This is a genomic window from Sphingomonas alpina, from assembly GCF_014490665.1.
GTDB lineage: Bacteria > Pseudomonadota > Alphaproteobacteria > Sphingomonadales > Sphingomonadaceae > Sphingomonas > Sphingomonas alpina.
This window is the reverse complement of record NZ_CP061038.1, coordinates 2,074,594-2,093,429: the sequence shown is the minus strand read 5'-3', so window position 1 is coordinate 2,093,429 and position 18,836 is coordinate 2,074,594. Positions and strand designations below refer to the sequence as shown.

Sequence of the window (18,836 nt, the reverse complement as noted above, 5' to 3'; positions counted from 1 at the left end):
CACGTAAGCGGCACTAGAATGCGCGGCATGTCGACCGTCGCCGCCTATGCCGTCGTTCCGCAACGTGCCGATCGGGATCATTTTTCGATCTCCGATTTGTCCGCCGAGTTCGGCGTGACCGCTCGCGCCTTGCGTTTCTATGAGGACGAGGGGCTGATCGCCCCCGAACGACGCGGCACGACGCGCATCTATTCGCATCGCGATCGCGCACGGCTTGCCTGGATCCTGCGCGGCAAGCGCGTCGGCTTTTCGCTGACCGAAATCCGCGAGATGATCGATCTTTACGACATTGGCGATGGCCGCAAGGCGCAGCGCCAGGTGACCATCGAGCGCTGCCGCGAGCGAGTCGCGCTGCTGGCATCGCAGAAACAGGACATCGATGCGGCGATCGCCGAACTCACCGACTTTGTCGCCGTCCTCGAAAATTCCCAGATTCCCTGAATTCCAGCAAGGCTGAAGGACTTACAATGCCGCAATATACGCCCCCGGTTCGCGACGTGCGCTTCATTCTCGAGCATGTCGTCGGGCTCGACCGTTACGCCAATCTGCCGGGTTTCCAGAACGCGACCCCCGATGTGGTCGACGCAGTGCTCGACGAGGGCGGCAAGTTCGTTGCCGAAGTGCTGTTCCCGCTCAACCATTCGGGTGACCAGGAAGGCTGCACGCGTCATGACGATGGCAGCGTGACCACACCCGCCGGGTTCAAGGAAGCCTATCAGGCGTTCGTCGAATCCGGCTGGGGCACCTTGTCCGCGCCGGAGGAATTCGGCGGCCAGGCAATGCCGCATGTCGTGTCGACCGCGTTCCAGGAATTCATGATCTCCTCGAACATGGCGTTCGCCATGTATCCCGGCCTAACGCATGGTGCGATCGCCGCTTTGCTGGTCAAGGGCACGCCCGAGCAGCAGACGAAGTATGTCCCCAACATGGTGTCGGGCAAATGGGGCGGCACCATGAACCTGACCGAGCCGCAATGCGGCACCGATCTCGGTCTGATCCGCACCCGTGCCGAGCCGCAGGCCGATGGCAGCTATGCGATCACCGGCACCAAGATCTTCATCTCGTCGGGCGAGCATGACCTGACCGAGAACATCATTCACCTCGTGCTGGCCAAGACGCCGGGCGCGCCGGACAGCTCGAAGGGCATTTCGCTGTTCGTTGTGCCGAAGTTCATGGTCGGTGACGATGGGGCGCTGGGCGCGCGCAATGCGGTGTCGTGTGGCTCGATCGAGCACAAGATGGGCATCCACGCCAATTCGACCTGCGTGATGAATTATGATGGTGCGATCGGCTGGCTGGTCGGCGACGAGATGAAGGGTCTCGCCGCGATGTTCATCATGATGAACGCCGCGCGGCTTGGCGTCGGGCTGCAGGGACTGGCAGTGGGCGAGACGGCCTATCAGAATGCGGTGCAATATGCGCAGGATCGCCGTCAGGGCCGCGCGCTGACCGGGCCGAAGGAGCCGAACGAAAAGGCCGACACGCTGTTCGTCCATCCCGACATTCGCCGCATGCTGATGGATGCCAAGGCGCTGACCGAAGGACTGCGCGCATTGTGCCTGTGGGGAGCGCTGCAGGTCGATCTGGAGCATGCCGCGGCGACCGATGAGGAGAAGCAGCTCGCCGCCGATCTGATCGGCCTGCTCACCCCGGTGATCAAGGGCTATGGCACCGACAAGGGCTATGACATCGCGACCAATGCGCAGCAGGTCTATGGCGGCCATGGCTACATCGCCGAGTGGGGCATGGAGCAATATGTCCGCGATGCCCGGATCGCGATGATCTACGAAGGCACCAACGGCGTGCAGGCGATGGACCTGGTCGGCCGCAAGCTGGCGCAGAATGGCGGCCGCGCGGTGCAGGCCTTCTTCAAGGTCGTCGCCGACGATGTCGCGGCGGGCAAGGCAGATCCGGCCACCGCCGCGTTCGCGACGGCGCTCGAAAAGGCAGCCGGCGAGCTGCAGGCGGCGACCATGTGGTTCATGCAGAACGGCATGCAGAACCCCGACAATGTCGGCGCCGGCGCGCACAGCTATATGCACATCATGGGCATTGTCGCGACTGGCCTGATGTGGCTGCGCATGGCGAAGGCCGCGGTGGCGCTGAAGGCGGCGGGCGAGGGCGATGCCGCTTTCCTCGACGCCAAGCTGGTGACCGCGCGTTACTTCGCCGAGCGGATCATGCCTGACGCCGGTGCGCTGCGCCGCAAGATCGAGGGCGGTGCGGAAGCGTTGATGACGCTGCCGCCGGAGATGTTCGCGGCTGCCTGAGGGGCGGACGGCGACTGGAGCAGCGTGACCTCTGATTAACCCGCCACCGTCATTCCCGCTTTCGCGGGGATGACAGAAAAGGGTAATTTCAGAGCCATCTGATTTTAGACGCTTCCGCGCTCATTATCCCGATGCGCTGCCTCGCCCGGGGGCCGCATCGGGCGACTTACGGTCTGGTTGCCGGTATTGTGGTCGGCTGCGGCGCCGGCTTTATCGGGCTGGCTGAAAACTCGCTGCGGCGTCGGACACCGGTCAGGCCGTCCGTTGCCGGTTTCAGCGTGGTCGACAATGGCGGCGGCAGGACCCGCGCGCCGGGCAGGTTTTCGAGCCGGAAGGTCTCGGTCGGGCGAACCACGGGCACGAACACCTGCAGCTTCATGCACTGGTTCAGGTCGGGGCGACGATATTCGGCGCAATTCCACAAGGCCTTGTCATAGCCCTTGGCACGGTCGCGCAGATAGCTGAACGACATGGCCGCGACCTGATTGGACTGCAGCGGCAGCGCGGCCGGGGTCTTGGCCTTGCTGTTCCATGCCATGACCTTGCAATAGGGCCGCTCGCCGCAGGTTGCCGAGGCCAGCGTGGCAAAGCTTTCGGGCGGCATTTTTGCATCAAGCGTGATGAGAAAGCTGTTCGTATCGGTCGCGATCGGCGGCGGCAGGGTGCCGGCGAGCGCGGCGCCTTCGATCGTCGCTGCGGCCGCCTCCTCCAGCGCGGCGCCCATCCGGTGCGCGTCGGACAATGCGGCAAGCTTCGCGATGACCGGCTCGCTCGACAGGACGCGCCGGCCGAATGCAGGCGGCGTGCCCCACCAGCCGGTCCAGCGGAAGAACAGATGGGTGCGGACCTTGGTGACCTTGTCGAGGCTCGAGCTCCAATACGGCACCACCCAGTCGGTGTGATAATGCGTCGAATAGCCGACCGGTTTGAACACCGAGCCGGTCAGCGCCAGGATCGCGGTCTCCCGCGCCCGTTTCCATGCCACATCCGACCAGCGGTGCCGGACGAGTGCGCCATCGCAGGTGAAGGTGAACTGGCAGCCGGTGGAGCGCTCCGACCCCTGGAACACTACGCCGCAGATCGTCTTGGGAAAGGCGGGATGGCGGGTGCGGTTGATGATGACCTGCGCCACGGAGCGCTGGCCGAGCGTATCGTCGCCTGCCTCGTACAGCACGGCCGCGGCCATGCAGTCGATCGCGCGTGCCTTGTCCTCATCTGTCCCATCCAGCGCGAAGGGTCGCGCCGCGGGATTGGGCGCGGTCGAATAGGGAATCGTCGCGTTGAAGCTGCGCGCATCGTCCGGCGGCAGGTCCTGATATTTGAGCGGTTCGACCGGCGGCAGTTCCGCCTGGGGGACGATACGCTGCGGCGGCATGACGATGTGGCGATACGGCCGGACCGGCGGTGCAAAGATGACGATCAATGCCGGCACGGCGATGGCGGCGATTGCCAGCAGGGCGAGCAGCAGCCGAAGCGCGATGCCCGGCCGCATCGCGACGCTCGAACCGGCGAGGGTAGGGGATTCTGGTCACGGAAGGGGCGTCAGCAGCGGTCGGTCTGGAGCGGGAAGGGGATCACGGTCGGCTCCTGGCGGATCGGGCAGCGGCCTTTAGCGCAGAATGCCGGGAATGAGAAATCGGGCATGCGAATGGCGGCTTTGCCCATTTTTATATCGCTTCCCCGGCCTTCGCCCGGGAAGCGATATAAAAGAAGTGATAAAAGGGTTGGTCAGCTTTCCGGGAGGAAGTCCGGCACCGACAGATAGCGCTCACCAGTGTCATAGTTGAACCCGAGCACCCGGACATTCGCCGGCAGCTCGGCCAGCTTCTGGCTGATCGCGGCAAGCGTCGCGCCTGAGCTGATCCCGACGAGCATGCCTTCCTCGGTCGCTGCGCGGCGTGCGAAATCCTTGGCGGCGCCGGCCTCGACCTTGATCGCGCCGTCGATCGCCTGGGTATGGAGATTGGCCGGCACGAAGCCCGCGCCAATGCCCTGGATCGGGTGCGGGCCGGGCTGGCCGCCGGAAATGACCGGCGAGGCCTCGGGCTCGACCGCATAGACTTTGAGGTCAGGCCATTCCTTCTTGAGCGTCTCGGCGACGCCGGTGATATGGCCGCCGGTGCCGACGCCGGTGATGATCACGTCGATCGGCGAATCGCGGAAATCATTGAGGATCTCCAGCGCCGTGGTGCGGGTATGGACCGCGATGTTGGCCGGGTTCTCGAACTGTTGCGGCATCCAGGCGCCGGGGGTCTGATCGACCAGCTCGAGCGCGCGCTCGATCGCGCCCTTCATGCCCTTTTCGCGCGGCGTCAGGTCGAAGGTCGCGCCATAAGCAAGCATCAGGCGGCGGCGTTCGAGCGACATGCTCTCCGGCATCACCAGCACCAGCTTGTAACCCTTGACCGCGGCGACCATCGCCAGGCCGACGCCGGTATTGCCGCTGGTCGGTTCGATGATCGTTCCGCCGGGCTTCAGGTCGCCCGAGGCTTCCGCCGCCTCGACCATGGCGAGCGCGATGCGGTCCTTGATCGATCCGCCGGGATTGGAGCGCTCCGACTTGATCCATACTTCGCGGTCGGGGAACAGTTTCGCCACGCGGATGTGCGGGGTGTTGCCGATCGTCTCGAGGATCGTGCTGGCTTTCATCGTGCTGCCTCCATCTCAATGTCTGCGGCGTCTCGCGCCGTTTCGGGTGGATCGAACGTCTTTGCGTTGCGGATGCTGGGGAACAGATAGGTCCACAGGATCGTGACCACAATCGCCCCGCCGCCGCCAACCAGCACTGCGCCGACCGGCCCCAGCCCTGCGGCGAGGAACCCCGATTCGGCCTCGCCCAGTTCATTGGAGGCCGAAATGGTCAATTGCGAGACCGCGCCGACCCGGCCGCGCTTGTCGTCCGGCGTGTAGAGTTGAATCAGCGACTGGCGGATATAGACCGAGAACATGTCGGCAGCGCCCGCCACTGCAAGGGCGATCAGGCTGAGTACCATGATCTGCGACAGGCCGAAGACGATCGTCGCGGTGCCATAGACCAGCACCGCAACGAGCATCTTTGGGCCGACATTGGTCTTGAGCGGGCGGAACGAGAAGAACAGCGCGACGATCGAAGCGCCGACGGCGGGTGCCGCGGCGAGCGCGCTCAACCCCTGTGGGCCGACCTTCAGGATATCGTGCGCATAGATCGGCAGCAGCGCACTGGTGCCGGCCAGGAAGACCGCGAACAGGTCGAGCGTGATCGTGCCGAACACCATCTTGTTCTGCCACACATAGGTCAGGCCGTCGGCGATCTGCTTCAGCGGATGAGCGTTGCCGACGGCAATGGAGCGCGGCACCTTGCCGATCAGGAATACACAGACCAAAGCGATGGCGAACAGCGCGCTGGCGAGCCAATACGCGCCCGAAGGGGTGATCGCATAAGCGAATCCGCCGACCGCCGGGCCGATGATCGTGCCGACCTGCCAGGAGATCGAGCTGAGCGCGATCGCGGTCGGCAATACTTCGCGTGGGACCAGATTGGGGGCGAGCGCACTGAAGGCGGGACCGGAAAAGGCACGCGCAAGGCCAAGCAGTACGGCGACCCCGAACAGCACCGGCAGAGTCATGGCGCCGTCGAGCGTGACCGACGCGAGAATCAGTGCACAGCCGAGCTGCAACGTCACCGTCACGCGCGTGATCCAGCGGCGGTCGAAGCGGTCGGCGACCCAGCCGCTGATCGGCGTGGTCACGAACAGCGGCACGAACTGCAACAGGCCGATCAGCCCGAGCTGCGCCGCGGCGGCGCTGGGCGACATGGTCTGGCGCGCGATGGTGTAGGTCTGCCAGCCGATCACGATGATCATCGCGTTCTGCGCGATCGTCATGGCGAAACGCGCCGCCCAATAGGCGCGGAAATTGGCAATGCGGAAGGGGTGCGGGGCGGAGGCCATTGCCGAGACCTTTAGGCGCGAGGATTGCGGCGGGGCAATCGCCGATTGCTTTGCAGGCGCAAACTTCGCCTGTTTTCCCAGACGATTGATGTCCGGCCCGAAAGGGGCTTATAGGCACCGCTTCCTCCCCTACGGAAACGAGGTTTTCCCATCGTGGCAAAAGCCCCCGCCGCTAACAAACCAGCCGCCCGCAAAGCTGAACCGCCGACGCCCAACCGCGAACGCCCCGACGAGCCCAAGCTCTACAAGGCGTCGAAGGAGGAACTGCTTGAATTCTACAAGCAGATGCTGCTCATTCGCCGCTTCGAAGAGAAGGCCGGGCAGCTTTACGGACTCGGCCTGATCGGCGGATTCTGCCACCTCTATATCGGCCAGGAAGCGGTCGCGGTCGGCCTGCAATCCGCGCTGTCGGACAAGGACAGCGTGATTACCGGCTATCGCGATCACGGTCATATGCTGCTCTGCGGTATCCCGCCCAAGGACGTCATGGCGGAGCTGACCGGGCGTCAGGCCGGCATCTCCAAGGGCAAGGGTGGCTCGATGCACATGTTCAGCGTCGAGCATAAATTCTATGGCGGCCACGGCATCGTCGGCGCGCAGGTCTCGCTCGGTACCGGCCTTGGCTTCAGCCACAAATACAAGGGCGATGGCGGCGTGTGCCTCGCTTATTTCGGCGATGGCGCGTCGAATCAGGGCCAAGTTTACGAGAGCTTCAACATGGCCGAGCTGTGGAAGCTGCCGGTCATCTATGTGATCGAGAACAACCAGTACGCGATGGGCACCAGCGTCAACCGCTCCTCGGCGGAAGACCAGCTCTATCGCCGCGGCGAAAGCTTCCGCATTCCCGGCATCCAGGTCGACGGCATGGACGTGCTGGCGGCACGCGGTGCGGCGGAAGAGGCGCTGGCCTGGGTCCGCGCCGGCAAGGGGCCGATCATCCTCGAAATGAAGACCTATCGCTATCGCGGCCATTCGATGTCCGACCCGGCGAAATATCGCAGCCGTGACGAAGTCCAGGCGGTGCGCGACAAGTCCGACCCGATCGATCATTGCAAGAAACTGCTCGAAGCGGAGGGCGTCAAGGAGGACGAACTCAAGACGATCGAACAGGAAATCCGCAAGATCGTCAACGAAGCCGCCGACTTTGCCGAGAGCGCGCCCGAACCGGAGCCCGCCGAACTCTATACCGACGTGCTGGTGGAAACCTACTGATGCCGATTGAAATCAAGATGCCCGCGCTCTCCCCGACGATGGAGGAGGGCACGCTTGCCAAATGGCTCGTGAAGGAAGGCGATACGGTCAAGTCCGGCGACATCATGGCCGAGATCGAGACCGACAAGGCGACAATGGAGTTCGAAGCGGTCGATGAAGGCACGATCGGCAAGATCCTGGTCGCCGAAGGTACCGACAATGTGAAGGTCGGCACCGTCATCGCCACGCTGAATGCCGAGGGTGAGGATGCGACCGCGGCCCCGCCTGCGCCTGCCCAACCGGCACCCAAGGCGGAACAGCCGACTGAAAAGGCTTCCGAAACGCCGGCGCCGCAACCGCAGGTCAAGACCGGTGCAGGTCATGAGCCGACCAAATATGACGGTCCGACCGACCCGGCGATCCCGGCCGGGACCGAGATGGTCAAGCTCACGCTGCGCGAAGCGCTGCGCGACGCGATGGCCGAGGAAATGCGCCGCGACGATCGCGTGTTCCTGATGGGCGAGGAAGTCGCGCAATATCAGGGCGCCTACAAGGTCAGCCAGGGCCTGCTCGACGAATTCGGCGACAAGCGCGTGATCGACACGCCGATCACCGAATATGGCTTTGCCGGCGTCGGTACCGGCGCGGCGATGGGCGGTTTGCGCCCGATCGTCGAGTTCATGACCTTCAACTTTGCGATGCAGGCGATCGACCACATCGTGAATTCTGCCGCCAAGACCAACTACATGTCGGGCGGCCAGATGCGCTGCCCGATCGTGTTCCGCGGACCCAATGGCGCGGCGAGCCGGGTCGGCGCGCAGCACAGCCAGAATTACGGCCCGTGGTATGCCAGCGTACCCGGTCTGATCGTCATCGCGCCCTATGACGCGGCCGACGCCAAGGGCCTGATGAAGGCCGCGATCCGCAGCGAGGATCCGGTCGTGTTCCTCGAAAACGAACTACTCTATGGCCGCACTTTCGAAGTGCCGAAGCTGGACGATTATGTCCTGCCGATCGGCAAGGCGCGCACCATGCGCGAGGGCAAGGATGTGACGATCGTCAGCTATTCGATCGGTGTCGGCCTGTCGCTCGAGGCTGCCGAGGAGCTGGCCAAGGAAGGCATCGACGCCGAGGTCATCGATCTGCGCACGTTGCGCCCGCTCGACAAGCAGGCAGTGCTCAGGAGCCTGAAAAAGACCAACCGCATGGTCGTGGTCGAAGAAGGCTGGGCGACCTGCTCGATCGCGTCGGAGATCGTCGCGATCTGCATGGAAGAAGGGTTTGACGACCTCGATGCCCCGATCCTGCGCGTCGCCAATGAGGATGTGCCGCTGCCTTATGCGGCCAACCTCGAAAAGCTCGCGCTGGTCAGTTCGGCCAAGATTGTCGAGGCGGTGAAGAAGGTGACGTACCGCTAGCGAAATTAATCCCTGACCGGGCCATCCCGGTCAGGGATAAGAGCCGGACCAATGCCGAATTCAGCAGCGCGATATCGCGGCACCTTCGGTATTGAGCAGTTCCTCGCCCTGGGATGTCGTCTTGGTGGTGAGGTCCCGCCGGTCGCGCACCGACATTGACGCGACCTCGACGAAATCTCTGCTCGGTGCGAGTGAGCCCAGACCGATCAGCGGTACATATTCGTAATATACCTCGACATACATTGTCGCATTGCTGTTCTGGACGGTCACCTGGCGGGTGGCCGGGCCCATTCCGTCCATATTATCGCGGCCTGCCAAACCATAGGTCGAGACATGGTCGGTCTTCGTGCCGCGACACCGCTGCCATTTGATCCGGTACTTTCCGGCATGTGCCGGATCGATTTCAAGACTCGAGAGAATTACCCGGCCATGGCCGTAGAGCGGGATTTCGCCCGCTTGCAATTGGGCACCTGTCAGCAGGTCGTTGACGTCGGTCTCCGTCACCGTTTTTGCGCTCAACTGGCTTCCATTACCCATGCGCGCGGCATTGTCCGCGACATGAAGCGCGATCTGGCTGATCCGCATCTTGACCGTGATGTAATTGGTCAATTCGGCGCCGGTCAGGCTCATCAGGACCAGAATCGGCAGGACAAAGGCGAATTCAAGCACCGCCGTGCCGCTCCTGCTGACCCATAAACGGCGCGTGATGCGAAGGAGGGTGATATTCATAATGGGCAGTACTTTACGATACCGACGTAATTGCTCTGGTCGCTGAAAGGCTGGTTTTCGAGCACCGTCGTCGCGGAGATGCGGGTCGTGCTTGCTTCGGCCCGCGCCGCCGGAGTCGTGGCAATCAGGTTGTAGAGCGGGAAGAAGCGCGGATAGCTAACGGACACGGTGTAGACGGTGCGGTCCTTGGCGTTGCCCTGGCCGCTGCCACCACCGTCTGCGTCCCAGGTGTTGGTTCCGTTCTCATCCTGATACGGTTCACCCTCATCACAAGTGCCGTTATGGTTGGTGTCGGTAAATGGCTCGGCCACCGGAGTCGCGATGGCGTCATAGCTGCGAAAGAATCTGCGGCTGAAAGTGATGGTCGCATTGGTGGCGATCGCGCGCACGGAAGCACGCACCTTGTTATCGAGCGCAATCTGCTGAGCTTCTGCGGTACCCGATTCCAAGGCTCCATCTCGGGCGACCTTCTGTACAACGCCTTGCAGCACTGCCCTCATGTAGAGCGAATGGGCGGTGTCGAAGGCGCCGAGCAGCAGCAATCCCATGACCGGCGCGACGATTGCGAACTCGATGGCCGTCACGCCGCGTCTGTCGGCGGCGATCCGGGCAAATGCTTTGCGGCTCATCGTGTCAGCCTCAGCTGCGAAATCTGATTGGCGATGTCGGCAAATGTCCGCTGAAGCTCTGGTGAATTGCGTGCGGAAAAGAACCGGCCCGATGTGGCGCAGGTGCGCATCTGTGTTTCAACCGCCGGTGCGCTCGCGCCGAACCAGATCACCCACAAGGTGATGTTCTTGTTCTTGATCGCCGTGCACAATGCGTTGGTCCGTGCATTGACCTGATCGGTCAACGTGCCCGGCTGGCTGTCGGAAGAGCAGCCGCTGGTCGGGACCTGCGACGGATCGGTTTGCCGCCGATCGTACCAGGCCAAACCATAAGCCTGATAATTCATCGTGCTGGTACAGGATTCACCGTCCGTCATGAAGATCAGGTGGCGCTCAATCTCTCCGCCGCCGGGAACTGTGGTTCCGTTCGGCAGGGTGTTGGGCAGTGTGAATTCATTCTCCGCGCGGAAGATTCCGGTCGGGGACAACAAGCGCGCGCCCCAGACCAGGCCGATGTCATGATATGTGTTGCTGCCCTTGTGAAGAGAATCGACATAGGCGTCAAAAACGCTCGGATCGGTCCATTTCTTCATCTTGGTTGCCGAAGTGAGGCAGGAATAGCTTTCGCCAGTATAGCTCTGGTTGAAGGTGGTGACATCGTCCGTCGTGTATGAACCACTATTGGAATAGCTGCTCTTGCGGGGGTAGATGACCTGATTGAGGACGGGCCCCCATTGGGTTTCCGTGTTGCTTGCCGATGGTGCGGAATCGATATCGAGATCGTTGGCGCCGGCCGGGATCGGGCTGTAGCTTGCCTGACGCACGGTGTGGCGTTCCTCGACGCAACCGTCCCATGTTACCGTCATGTCGGTATGATTGTCGCCGATGGGCAGCGTCATGCTGCTGTTCCAGCCGCTGCCGTTCTTCAGGCCGGAAACATTCAGATTCGTCTGCTTGTACAACCAGGCCGGGAAAGGCAGGACATTGGCAACATTCTGGGTCGAGCGATTCCAAAATGCCCGTCGTTCCAGCTGCCGTTCACGGTACTGCAGCTTGCAGGTTCGGTTGTTGCCCGATGTTCCGGTCGAATTGATGGTATAGTTGCGATGCTTGGTCATCACATAGGCACGCCATTGCGTAGCGGATTCCTGGTCGGCCCACGAACTTGGATTGCCGTTGATGGTATAGGTATCGGCCGGCACCGCGATCCCGGTGGTCGAACTGCTGCAACTGCTGTTCTTGTTGATCGTCACCGCAGCGACCGATGTGTCGACCCATGCACCATAGGCCTGGGCATTGCGGGTCGAACTGTCCCACGACGAAAACAGGCCGTACACCGTCGTTCGCTCGCGAGACTGGTACGGCCAGCTGTCGGCAAAATAGCTGCTGGGCAGCAAATAGCCGACGTTGACGTTGGTGTCATAGGGCACAAAGCCGAAGCGGACCTGTACCTGATCGCCGGTCCCCCCACTTGGCGTGCCCGCAACACAGGTAGCGTTGGTGTTCAGTCGGGCGACGATCTCATAGAAACATTTCACCGCAATCTTCAGGCCGTCGAGCTTGGGCGCTGTGTCGCCAGCCAGTGTGTCACCCATGGAACCGGTGTTATCGAGTACGAACATCACATCGGTATTGGGCAATCGCATTTCTGCGTCACAGGTAACGGACAGCGTTTCGGTCGACTTCTGAAAGATCTTCATCAGTGTCATCGGCAGCACCGTCGATGCGCTGCCCGATACTTTACCTGCGCTTTCCGTGAACGTTTTCGAGACCGTTCCCGAACCATAGGAGCCCGATTGAAAATTGGCATCGAAGAATTGCTTCGCCACGTCATTATCGTCGGTACCCCATACGCCGCCGCCCATCGCCTTGCGGCCAGCGAGGGCGCCGGCATCGCAGGCGTGTTGCAGTCGCGTCTTGGTGATGTACATGCGACTGATGTCGATGCCTCCGCCGACCAGCCCCGCGAGAGGGATCAATGCCGCCGCCATGATCGCCAACGTGTTGCCACGGACGTCGCGTGCCAGCCGCCCCAGAAAGCCACGCGCCACCGTTTGCTCGATCGCCCTGATCCCCGACATTAAGCCGCCCCGCAATAATCGTATTGGTCCCAACCAGGGGCCTATGCGTCGGGAAGGGATAATCGCGGCTCAAGCGACGTGGTTAACGTTACGCTCACGATCTGGGAGGCGATTGCGCCGATGACCGACCCCGAGCGCATTCTGGCCCTGTCCTATGCGCCGCCTTCGCAGCGCGCGGGTGTGTCGGCGCTGTTTGCGCTCGACGATGCGTTGGCGGCGGTCCTGCGCACTACCAGCGAGCCGATGATCGGCCAGATGCGGCTGACCTGGTGGCATGAAGCGCTGAGCCGGCTGGATAGCGGCGTCGTGCCGGCGGAGCCGGTGCTGGCGACGCTGGCGGCGGAGGTGATCCCGCACGGCATTTCGGGCGCCCGGCTGGCCGACATGATCGATGCCTGGGAAGTGTTGCTCGATCCCGACCTCCCCGATGATGCCACGCTGGAGCAATATGCGGCGCGCGGCGTCATCCTGTTCGGTGCCGCCGGAAGCTTGCTGGGGATCCCGCCATCCGATCCGGTCGCCCCGGCTGGACGAGGTTGGGCGCTGGCCGACCTGGCGCGGCATATCCAGGACGCTGACGTCGCACGCCGCGCGCTTGGCCTGGCGCAGGGGCCATTGGCGGCGGCCACCGCGGCGCGGTGGAGCAGGGCGGGCCGGCCACTGGGGGCGCTTGCCCATCTTGCGCGGCTTGATCTTGCCGTGCCGCTTGGCGAGGCGATTGCGCGGGGCGCGCCGCGACGCGTGTGGCGCGTCTTGATTCATCGCCTGTCGGGACGTTAGCTTCTGTTCATCCTGGCTGAGCGATAACGCCGGCGGGACTGAAGAACGGGGAGAGTGGGACGATGTGGCGCTATGTGGCAGGCGGCGTGGCGGCATTGCTGCTGATCGGGGCGGGGGTCGTGCTGTTCAATGGCCCTGCACGTTCGGTCTCTCCATTGGCGGCGGTCCCGCCGCGTGCCGGCCAGGTCGCCGATGACGATGAAGCGATGCCGGAGACGATCCCGGAGGCTGGCGCCAAGACGCGGGAGGAGAAGCGCTTCAACCGTTACGACAAGGATCGCAACGGGATTATTGCGCGCGAGGAGTATCTCGCGCAGCGCCGCAAGGCCTATGCGAAGCTCGACACCAACCATGACGGGCAATTGTCGTTCGACGAATGGGCGACCAAGGCGACCACCAGGTTCGCCGAGGCGGACAAGGACAAGTCCGGCAGCATGAATGCCGTCGAATTCGCCACGACTGCGCCGAAGCGCAAGGTCAAGGCAAAGCCGGACTGTCCCGCAGTTGCCGCACCGCGGGACGAGGACAGCTGAGGAGAGCGGGGGCGGCTTCCCGGTTTCGACTTCCGCCGCGTGCCCAGCCATGGCTTGACCCAACTTCACTGCTTCCCCGGCGAAGGCCGGGGCCCAGTCGAGAAGGTCGAAGTGACAACGCGAAGCGCCAAGCACCAAGCCAACAAATGCTTACTTACTGGGCCCCGGCCTTCGCCGGGGAAGCAGGTGGAAGATAAGCCCGCATCATGTGAGTTGGTAACAGCCAGCATTGGCCCGGCATATTTTCAGGATCCAGGATGCCATGTTCGATACTGGATCGAATCAGGCTGCGCGGCCGCCAGTGGCTGCTACCCATTCCTCGAGCGCCGCGCGGGCCCGATCGGTGTACATCTTCTTGCGATCGGCCTTTTTGGTGCGGCCTTCGATCGGCGGGAACAGCCCGAAATTGACGTTCATCGGCTGATAGGATTCGGCCTCCGCGCCGCCGGTGATATGGCCGAGCAGCGCGCCGAGGGCGGTCTCCACCGGGGGCGGCGCGAGCGTGCCGCCGGCCAGTTCCGCCGCCGCAAAGCGTCCGGCTAGCAACCCGATCGCGGCGCTTTCGATATAGCCCTCGCACCCGGTGATCTGCCCGGCGAAGCGAACGGTCGGGCGCGCCTTCAGGCGGAGGGTTTCATCAAGCAGGACGGGTGAGCGGATGAAGGTGTTGCGATGCAGCCCGCCGAGCCGCGCGAACTCGGCATTCTCCAGCCCCGGAATGGTGCGAAACAAGCGGACCTGTTCGGCATGTTTCAGCTTGGTCTGAAAACCGACGATGTTCCACAAGGTGCCCGAGGCATTGTCCTGGCGCAGCTGGACCACGGCATGCGGCCAGCGCCCGGTCTTGGGGTCGTCGAGCCCGACCGGCTTCATCGGCCCGAAGCGCAGCGTGTCGAAGCCGCGTTCGGCCATCACCTCGATCGGCATGCAGCCCTCGAAATAGGGCGTGTCCATTTCCCAGTCGCGGAACGGCGTCTTCTCGCCATCAATCAGCCCCTGATGGAAGGCGGCGTACTGATCGCGGTCCATGGCGCAGTTGATGTAATCCTTGCCTTCTCCCTTGTTCCAGCGCGACTGGAACCAGGCCGTCTCCATGTCGATGCTGTCGAAATGGACGATCGGCGCGATCGCATCGAAAAAGGCCAGCGCTTCGGAGCCGGTCGCAGCACCAATGCTCTCGGCCAGCCCCGCAGCGGTGAGCGGTCCGGTCGAGATGATCACCGGGCCGTCGGCGGGGATCGTGTCGACTCGCTCGCGCACGATGGTGATGTTGGGATGCGCCTCCAGCGCAGCGGTCACGCCGGCCGAGAAGCCGTCGCGATCGACCGCCAGCGCGGAGCCGGCCGGCACCTTGTGGATATCGGCCTCGCGCATGATGATCGAGCCGAACGCGCGCATTTCGGCATGGAGCAGGCCGACTGCATTGCTGGTCGCATCGTCGGAGCGAAAGCTGTTCGAACAGACCAGTTCGGCCAGGCCATCGGTATGATGTGCCGGGGTCATCTCGCCCGAGCCGCGCATTTCGGAGAGCTTTACACAGTACCCTGCTTCGGCAAGTTGCCAGGCGGCTTCGGAACCGGCCAGGCCGCCACCGATGATCTGAATGTCATGAGTCATGCGCGTCAGATAGCGAGGCCATCGACCAACACAAAGTTTCTTGTCCGATGGGCTGCGAACCTCGTGCTGGACGGATGGCGCGGCCCGACGAACGGTTGTGGCGATTGAGGCGGAGATGCCAAGCTGCCGGGAGCCCTTGCCGTGGTTGGCGCCTCCTCGCTGCGCCCCTGAAACCGATCCTTTGTTGATGGGGGACGACGCCGTCGCTAGGCAATCGACATGAATGTCGACCATCGTCTCGCAACCTATGGAACGCTCGCACCCGGCAGGCCCAATCATCACCAGCTTTCTCACCTTGAAGGAGATTGGCGGGTCGGGAAGGTCAAGGGCACGATGGTGCAGAAGGGGTGGGGCGCGGCGCTTGGATACCCGGCCCTGGTGCTGGCGGACGATGGCGACGACATCGACGTCCAGCTCTTTGTGTCGCCGGACTTGCCGGCACACTGGGAACGGCTCGATGCGTTCGAGGGAAGCGAGTATCGGCGCGTCCAAGTCCGGGTCGAGACGGCCAAGGGCTTGCTGGAAGCGTGGATCTATATCGACGCGGATCAGCGCGCTTAGCGTCTGAGCCGGAAAATTCGCGCGTTGCCCAACAAGCCAGATCCGATATCTGGGATGCCACTTGTCGTCAGGGACCTTCGGCCAATGGGCATTCTTCCCAGCTGACGCCGCGGCGGCAGAGCAGCGCACAGATTGCGCCAGTGATCACCAAAGCGATTCCGGGGATGGATACCGTGCTATCGGGTTCTGCGAGCATCGTAACGAACGCCATCGACAAGACACCGGCCAATGCCCAACTGACCGGCAATTGCATGGCCGGGTTGCGGCCGCCCAGCCACATCATCGCCTGGAGCCCGATAAGGTTCGGAACGATCGACAGGAACGCGCCACCGATCATGCTGAACATCGTCAATGGCAGGAGCGCGGCGACCCAGCTCCAGTCATTCGGCAGTTGCACCGCCGCACTCATATCCGTCGTCCATATGGCGATGCCCATGCTGGTGACGTAGATCGGGCCCGCCAGGAAGGTCGCCAGCGCAAAGCCGTGATAGTTTGTCGCCGCACGATGACGAGTGGGCATCATCACTCTCCAGATATGCAGTGGCGGGGCAGTACGCCCGCCCCGCCCGAATTGCTCACACGGTCAGTTTTGCGGAATCGCCCTGTTCGTTCAGCCAGCCATTCACCTTGCGGCCGAACTGCGCGATCGCGCCCATGTTGAAGAAGTGCATCGCGCCCAGCACCACGACTGCCAGCCCGACCTTGCCGCTGAGGAAGCGTATCGCACCGGTCAGCGTGGTCGGTTCATTGCCAAGGCTCAGCGTCAGGGTGATGAATCCGATATTGATGAGATAGAACCCCACCACCAGCAAATGGTTGGTGGACCGCGCCAGTACTTCATTCTGGCCGAAGCACTGGATCAGGAACACGACGCCATTTTTCGACAATGTGCGCGCGACCCAGATGGTGATGGCGATCGTGATGACCAGATACAGGGCATAGACAGTCTCGACCATGGCTTGTTCCTTTTTCAATCTGAAGTTTCTGTAATTTGAGAAATATCGAGGCGTGGCAGGGCGGAAGAGAGGGCATGATTGTCTCCTCAGTCCTTGGACTTGCCGGGAATGAAGCGTGCGACCTTGCCGCCGAGCTTCATCAGCGTGACGAGCGTCGGTTTGGGCAGGACGCGGACCTGATCGTACCAGGTGCCGAGCGTGGAAAGGAATTCATGCATCCGCGTGATGCGGTCGCGAACATGTTCTGGCGCCTTGCCATCGGCTTTCAGCCGCTCCGACAATTGCCTCATCAATTCGATCGTCGGGTCGATCTCGCGCCGCTTGCGCTCGGCGGCGATGCGCATGAGCATTTCCCACAAATCGGTTTCGGCAGTGAAATGGTCGCGCCGGTCGCCCTCGACATGGACGCGGCGAACAATAGCGTAACCCTGCAGTTCCTTGAGCGCGGTCGACACGTTGGACCGTGCGAGGACCAGGGTCTCGACAATCTCCTCGGCATGCATCGGACGGTCGGACAGATAGAGCAGGGCATGGATCTGCGCGACCGAGCGGTTGACGCCCCAATGCGTGCCCATCTCTCCCCAATGCAGGATGAAGGCCTTGACGTCGGGATGCTCGGTTATCTGCATGTGTCTTTCATTTCTGTTATTTCAGAAATACAGGATGTGGTGAGTTAGGTCAAGGGCCGGCTGGATTGGGGCGATCGACCTTCTCAATACCGTCATCCCCGCGAAGGCGGGGATCCCGCTTCTTAGCAACGGTTGAGAGTGAGCGGGATTCCCGCTTTCGCGGGGATGACGGTGGGAGAAACGAAAAACCAAGCTTTGGTTCATTGCCTGGCAAGAAGGGCCACGTCGTTATTGCCATATTCACCGCCGCCTGATAGCCGGCGCGCATGTCGATGAAGATCAGCACCATGAGCATTATTAAAACGACCGCGAAAGCGGGCGTTCTCTGGTGCGCGTGGTGATCCCCACGACATAGCAACAGAGGCCCCGCCGGAAACGGACGGGGCCAGTCGATCCAGACAGCGCCGTCCTCCGCATCATGGAAGGAAGCGTTATGCTGAACACACTATCCAATCCCAATTCTCTCCGACACGACGACGGTTCTGCCGATACGCCGGTGATCGCCCCGATGATCGCTATCGTCGGTGCGACCGGCGCGGTCGGTGTCGAGCTGATGCGATGCCTGGAAAAGCGTGGCTTCCCGGTCGGCGCCCTGCGCCTGCTGGCGTCGGCGCGATCGGCCGGCAGCACGCTGCCTTATGGCGCGGACCAGGTTCAGGTCGATGAATTGCGCGACGACAGTTTCGCGGGCGTCGATGTGGCATTGTTCTCGGCCGGAGCGACCATTTCGCGCCGCTATGCGCCGATCGCGGTCGCCGCCGGTGCAATGGTCGTCGACAACAGCTCGGCGTTTCGCATGCAGGCCGATGTTCCGCTGGTCGTGCCCGAAGTGAATGGCGCGACGCTGGCCGGACATAATGGCATCGTCGCCAATCCCAACTGCGTCGCCGCGATCATGACCATGGCATTGGCGCCGCTGCACCGCGCCGCGCCGATCCGGCGGGTCTTTGCCGCCACCTATCAATCCGCCTCGGGCGCCGGCGCGGCGGCGATGGAGGAGTTGCGGCAGGCGACGGCGGCACATCTGGAGGACCGGCCGTTCGAAGCGAAGGTCCTGCCGCATCCCTATGCCTTCAACCTGTTCAGCCACAATGCCGATATCGATGGCGAGAGCGGCTATAATGGCGAGGAATTGAAGGCGGCGGCCGAGACGCGGCGCATTCTCGATACCCCGGACCTGCCGATCGGCATTACCTGCGTCCGCGTGCCGGTGCTGCGCGCGCACTCGATCGCACTCAGCGTGGAGTTCGGGCGGCCCGTTTCACCGGATGAGGCACGTGACCTGCTTGCCGCGGCGCCGGGTGTGCGGGTGGTCGACGACCGCGCTGCCAACCATTTCCCCATGCCGTCGGAGGCCAGCGGGGTCGACGATGTGCTGGTCGGCCGGATCCGCACCGACCTCGGCGATCCGTCCGGCCATACGCTCGCCTTGTTCGTGTCGGGCGACCAGTTGCTGAAGGGCGCCGCGCTGAATGCCGTGCAGATCCTGGAGCGCCTGCTCGGCCGCTGATCGTCGTTGCAAGCCGCATGGCGT

Annotated in this window: 19 protein-coding genes; 8 read left to right on the top strand and 11 right to left on the bottom strand. The window is 62.9% G+C overall.

The features are described 5' to 3' along the window. Window positions 1-27: 27 nt before the first annotated feature. On the top strand, window positions 28-441 hold the full coding sequence (locus H3Z74_RS09610) for a MerR family transcriptional regulator (protein WP_187763647.1): 414 nt from the start codon (window positions 28-30) through the stop codon (window positions 439-441). Window positions 442-467: 26 nt separating this feature from the next. Further along, the gene (locus tag H3Z74_RS09605; RefSeq protein WP_187763646.1) at window positions 468-2,270 is read left to right on the top strand and encodes an acyl-CoA dehydrogenase C-terminal domain-containing protein; all 1,803 of its coding nucleotides are present in this window, start codon (window positions 468-470) and stop codon (window positions 2,268-2,270) included. A 166-nt stretch (window positions 2,271-2,436) separates the two neighbouring features. On the opposite strand, the gene H3Z74_RS09600 is transcribed toward H3Z74_RS09605, so the two are convergent. From H3Z74_RS09600 to H3Z74_RS09590, 3 genes are all read right to left on the bottom strand, one after another. Then, the gene (locus tag H3Z74_RS09600) at window positions 2,437-3,762 is read right to left on the bottom strand and encodes a cell wall hydrolase (protein WP_187763645.1); all 1,326 of its coding nucleotides are present in this window, start codon (window positions 3,760-3,762) and stop codon (window positions 2,437-2,439) included. A 236-nt stretch (window positions 3,763-3,998) separates the two neighbouring features. Next, window positions 3,999-4,919 (bottom strand): cysteine synthase A, encoded by a 921-nt coding sequence (gene cysK, locus H3Z74_RS09595; RefSeq protein WP_187763644.1) that lies wholly within the window; start codon window positions 4,917-4,919, stop codon window positions 3,999-4,001. Further along, complete coding sequence (locus H3Z74_RS09590) at window positions 4,916-6,199, bottom strand: MFS transporter (RefSeq protein WP_187763643.1); 1,284 nt, start codon at window positions 6,197-6,199, stop codon at window positions 4,916-4,918. Before H3Z74_RS09590 ends, cysK begins: the two co-directional genes overlap by 4 nt. A gap of 153 nt (window positions 6,200-6,352) precedes the next feature. Between H3Z74_RS09590 and pdhA the strand changes: the two genes are divergently transcribed. Both pdhA and H3Z74_RS09580 read left to right on the top strand, forming a co-directional pair. Continuing rightward, window positions 6,353-7,411, top strand: a complete 1,059-nt coding sequence (pdhA, locus tag H3Z74_RS09585; RefSeq protein ID WP_187763642.1) for a pyruvate dehydrogenase (acetyl-transferring) E1 component subunit alpha — start codon at window positions 6,353-6,355, stop codon at window positions 7,409-7,411. Then, on the top strand, window positions 7,411-8,808 hold the full coding sequence (locus H3Z74_RS09580; protein WP_187763641.1) for a pyruvate dehydrogenase complex E1 component subunit beta: 1,398 nt from the start codon (window positions 7,411-7,413) through the stop codon (window positions 8,806-8,808). Before pdhA ends, H3Z74_RS09580 begins: the two co-directional genes overlap by 1 nt. Window positions 8,809-8,868: 60 nt before the next feature. Here the strand turns inward: H3Z74_RS09580 and H3Z74_RS09575 are convergent, their stop codons facing one another. The 3 genes from H3Z74_RS09575 to H3Z74_RS09565 are packed head-to-tail and all read right to left on the bottom strand — an operon-like array spanning window position 8,869 to window position 12,259. Next, the gene (locus tag H3Z74_RS09575; protein WP_187763640.1) at window positions 8,869-9,537 is read right to left on the bottom strand and encodes a TadE/TadG family type IV pilus assembly protein; all 669 of its coding nucleotides are present in this window, start codon (window positions 9,535-9,537) and stop codon (window positions 8,869-8,871) included. Then, complete coding sequence (locus H3Z74_RS09570; protein ID WP_187763639.1) at window positions 9,534-10,166, bottom strand: TadE/TadG family type IV pilus assembly protein; 633 nt, start codon at window positions 10,164-10,166, stop codon at window positions 9,534-9,536. The genes H3Z74_RS09575 and H3Z74_RS09570 overlap by 4 nt, the downstream gene beginning before the upstream one ends. Next, window positions 10,163-12,259 (bottom strand): TadE/TadG family type IV pilus assembly protein, encoded by a 2,097-nt coding sequence (locus tag H3Z74_RS09565; protein WP_229726997.1) that lies wholly within the window; start codon window positions 12,257-12,259, stop codon window positions 10,163-10,165. The genes H3Z74_RS09570 and H3Z74_RS09565 overlap by 4 nt, the downstream gene beginning before the upstream one ends. A 45-nt stretch (window positions 12,260-12,304) precedes the next feature. On the opposite strand from H3Z74_RS09565, the gene H3Z74_RS09560 reads away from it, so the two are divergent. Together H3Z74_RS09560 and H3Z74_RS09555 are read left to right on the top strand one after the other, a co-directional pair. After that, the gene (locus tag H3Z74_RS09560) at window positions 12,305-13,006 is read left to right on the top strand and encodes a squalene/phytoene synthase family protein (protein ID WP_229726996.1); all 702 of its coding nucleotides are present in this window, start codon (window positions 12,305-12,307) and stop codon (window positions 13,004-13,006) included. Window positions 13,007-13,068: 62 nt separating this feature from the next. Then, window positions 13,069-13,539: an EF-hand domain-containing protein gene (locus H3Z74_RS09555; RefSeq protein ID WP_187763638.1), complete on the top strand. Its 471-nt coding sequence runs from the start codon at window positions 13,069-13,071 to the stop codon at window positions 13,537-13,539. Window positions 13,540-13,821: 282 nt separating this feature from the next. Here the strand turns inward: H3Z74_RS09555 and trmFO are convergent, their stop codons facing one another. Beyond that, window positions 13,822-15,156: a methylenetetrahydrofolate--tRNA-(uracil(54)-C(5))-methyltransferase (FADH(2)-oxidizing) TrmFO gene (gene trmFO / locus H3Z74_RS09550; protein ID WP_187763637.1), complete on the bottom strand. Its 1,335-nt coding sequence runs from the start codon at window positions 15,154-15,156 to the stop codon at window positions 13,822-13,824. 219 nt (window positions 15,157-15,375) lie between these two features. Here trmFO and H3Z74_RS09545 point away from each other — a divergent pair, with 219 nt between their 5' ends. Then, window positions 15,376-15,717 carry a gamma-glutamylcyclotransferase family protein gene (locus H3Z74_RS09545; protein WP_187763636.1) on the top strand — a complete coding sequence of 114 codons (342 nt, stop codon included), beginning with the start codon at window positions 15,376-15,378 and terminating at the stop codon, window positions 15,715-15,717. A gap of 67 nt (window positions 15,718-15,784) precedes the next feature. Here H3Z74_RS09545 and H3Z74_RS09540 read toward each other — a convergent pair whose 3' ends face one another. The 4 genes from H3Z74_RS09540 to H3Z74_RS09525 form a co-directional block, all read right to left on the bottom strand. Then, on the bottom strand, window positions 15,785-16,237 hold the full coding sequence (locus H3Z74_RS09540) for a hypothetical protein (RefSeq protein ID WP_187763635.1): 453 nt from the start codon (window positions 16,235-16,237) through the stop codon (window positions 15,785-15,787). 55 nt (window positions 16,238-16,292) lie between these two features. Beyond that, entirely contained in the window at window positions 16,293-16,673 is a 381-nt protein-coding gene (locus tag H3Z74_RS09535; protein ID WP_187763634.1) for a hypothetical protein, read from the bottom strand. 86 nt (window positions 16,674-16,759) lie between these two features. After that, complete coding sequence (locus tag H3Z74_RS09530; protein WP_187763633.1) at window positions 16,760-17,302, bottom strand: GbsR/MarR family transcriptional regulator; 543 nt, start codon at window positions 17,300-17,302, stop codon at window positions 16,760-16,762. Window positions 17,303-17,351: 49 nt separating this feature from the next. Next, on the bottom strand, window positions 17,352-17,591 hold the full coding sequence (locus H3Z74_RS09525; protein ID WP_187763632.1) for a hypothetical protein: 240 nt from the start codon (window positions 17,589-17,591) through the stop codon (window positions 17,352-17,354). Between the two features lie 144 nt (window positions 17,592-17,735). On the opposite strand from H3Z74_RS09525, the gene H3Z74_RS09520 reads away from it, so the two are divergent. Continuing rightward, a complete protein-coding gene (locus H3Z74_RS09520) occupies window positions 17,736-18,812 on the top strand; it encodes an aspartate-semialdehyde dehydrogenase (RefSeq protein WP_187763631.1) in 1,077 nt (358 codons plus the stop codon). Window positions 18,813-18,836 lie beyond the last annotated feature (24 nt).

Excerpts from the sequence above, each read along its gene's own strand:
- H3Z74_RS09610 (WP_187763647.1), top strand. The coding sequence starts at position 28 with ATGTCGACCGTCGCCGCCTATGCCGTCGTTCCGCAACGTGCCGATCGG.
- H3Z74_RS09605 (WP_187763646.1), top strand. The coding sequence starts at position 468 with ATGCCGCAATATACGCCCCCGGTTCGCGACGTGCGCTTCATTCTCGAG.
- H3Z74_RS09600 (WP_187763645.1), bottom strand. The coding sequence starts at position 3,762 with ATGCGGCCGGGCATCGCGCTTCGGCTGCTGCTCGCCCTGCTGGCAATC.
- cysK (WP_187763644.1), bottom strand. The coding sequence starts at position 4,919 with ATGAAAGCCAGCACGATCCTCGAGACGATCGGCAACACCCCGCACATC.
- H3Z74_RS09590 (WP_187763643.1), bottom strand. The coding sequence starts at position 6,199 with ATGGCCTCCGCCCCGCACCCCTTCCGCATTGCCAATTTCCGCGCCTAT.
- H3Z74_RS09580 (WP_187763641.1), top strand. The coding sequence starts at position 7,411 with ATGCCGATTGAAATCAAGATGCCCGCGCTCTCCCCGACGATGGAGGAG.
- H3Z74_RS09575 (WP_187763640.1), bottom strand. The coding sequence starts at position 9,537 with ATGAATATCACCCTCCTTCGCATCACGCGCCGTTTATGGGTCAGCAGG.
- H3Z74_RS09570 (WP_187763639.1), bottom strand. The coding sequence starts at position 10,166 with ATGAGCCGCAAAGCATTTGCCCGGATCGCCGCCGACAGACGCGGCGTG.
- H3Z74_RS09555 (WP_187763638.1), top strand. The coding sequence starts at position 13,069 with ATGTGGCGCTATGTGGCAGGCGGCGTGGCGGCATTGCTGCTGATCGGG.
- trmFO (WP_187763637.1), bottom strand. The coding sequence starts at position 15,156 with ATGACTCATGACATTCAGATCATCGGTGGCGGCCTGGCCGGTTCCGAA.
- H3Z74_RS09545 (WP_187763636.1), top strand. The coding sequence starts at position 15,376 with ATGAATGTCGACCATCGTCTCGCAACCTATGGAACGCTCGCACCCGGC.
- H3Z74_RS09540 (WP_187763635.1), bottom strand. The coding sequence starts at position 16,237 with ATGCCCACTCGTCATCGTGCGGCGACAAACTATCACGGCTTTGCGCTG.
- H3Z74_RS09535 (WP_187763634.1), bottom strand. The coding sequence starts at position 16,673 with ATGGTCGAGACTGTCTATGCCCTGTATCTGGTCATCACGATCGCCATC.
- H3Z74_RS09530 (WP_187763633.1), bottom strand. The coding sequence starts at position 17,302 with ATGCAGATAACCGAGCATCCCGACGTCAAGGCCTTCATCCTGCATTGG.
- H3Z74_RS09525 (WP_187763632.1), bottom strand. The coding sequence starts at position 17,591 with ATGGTGCTGATCTTCATCGACATGCGCGCCGGCTATCAGGCGGCGGTG.
- H3Z74_RS09520 (WP_187763631.1), top strand. The coding sequence starts at position 17,736 with ATGCTGAACACACTATCCAATCCCAATTCTCTCCGACACGACGACGGT.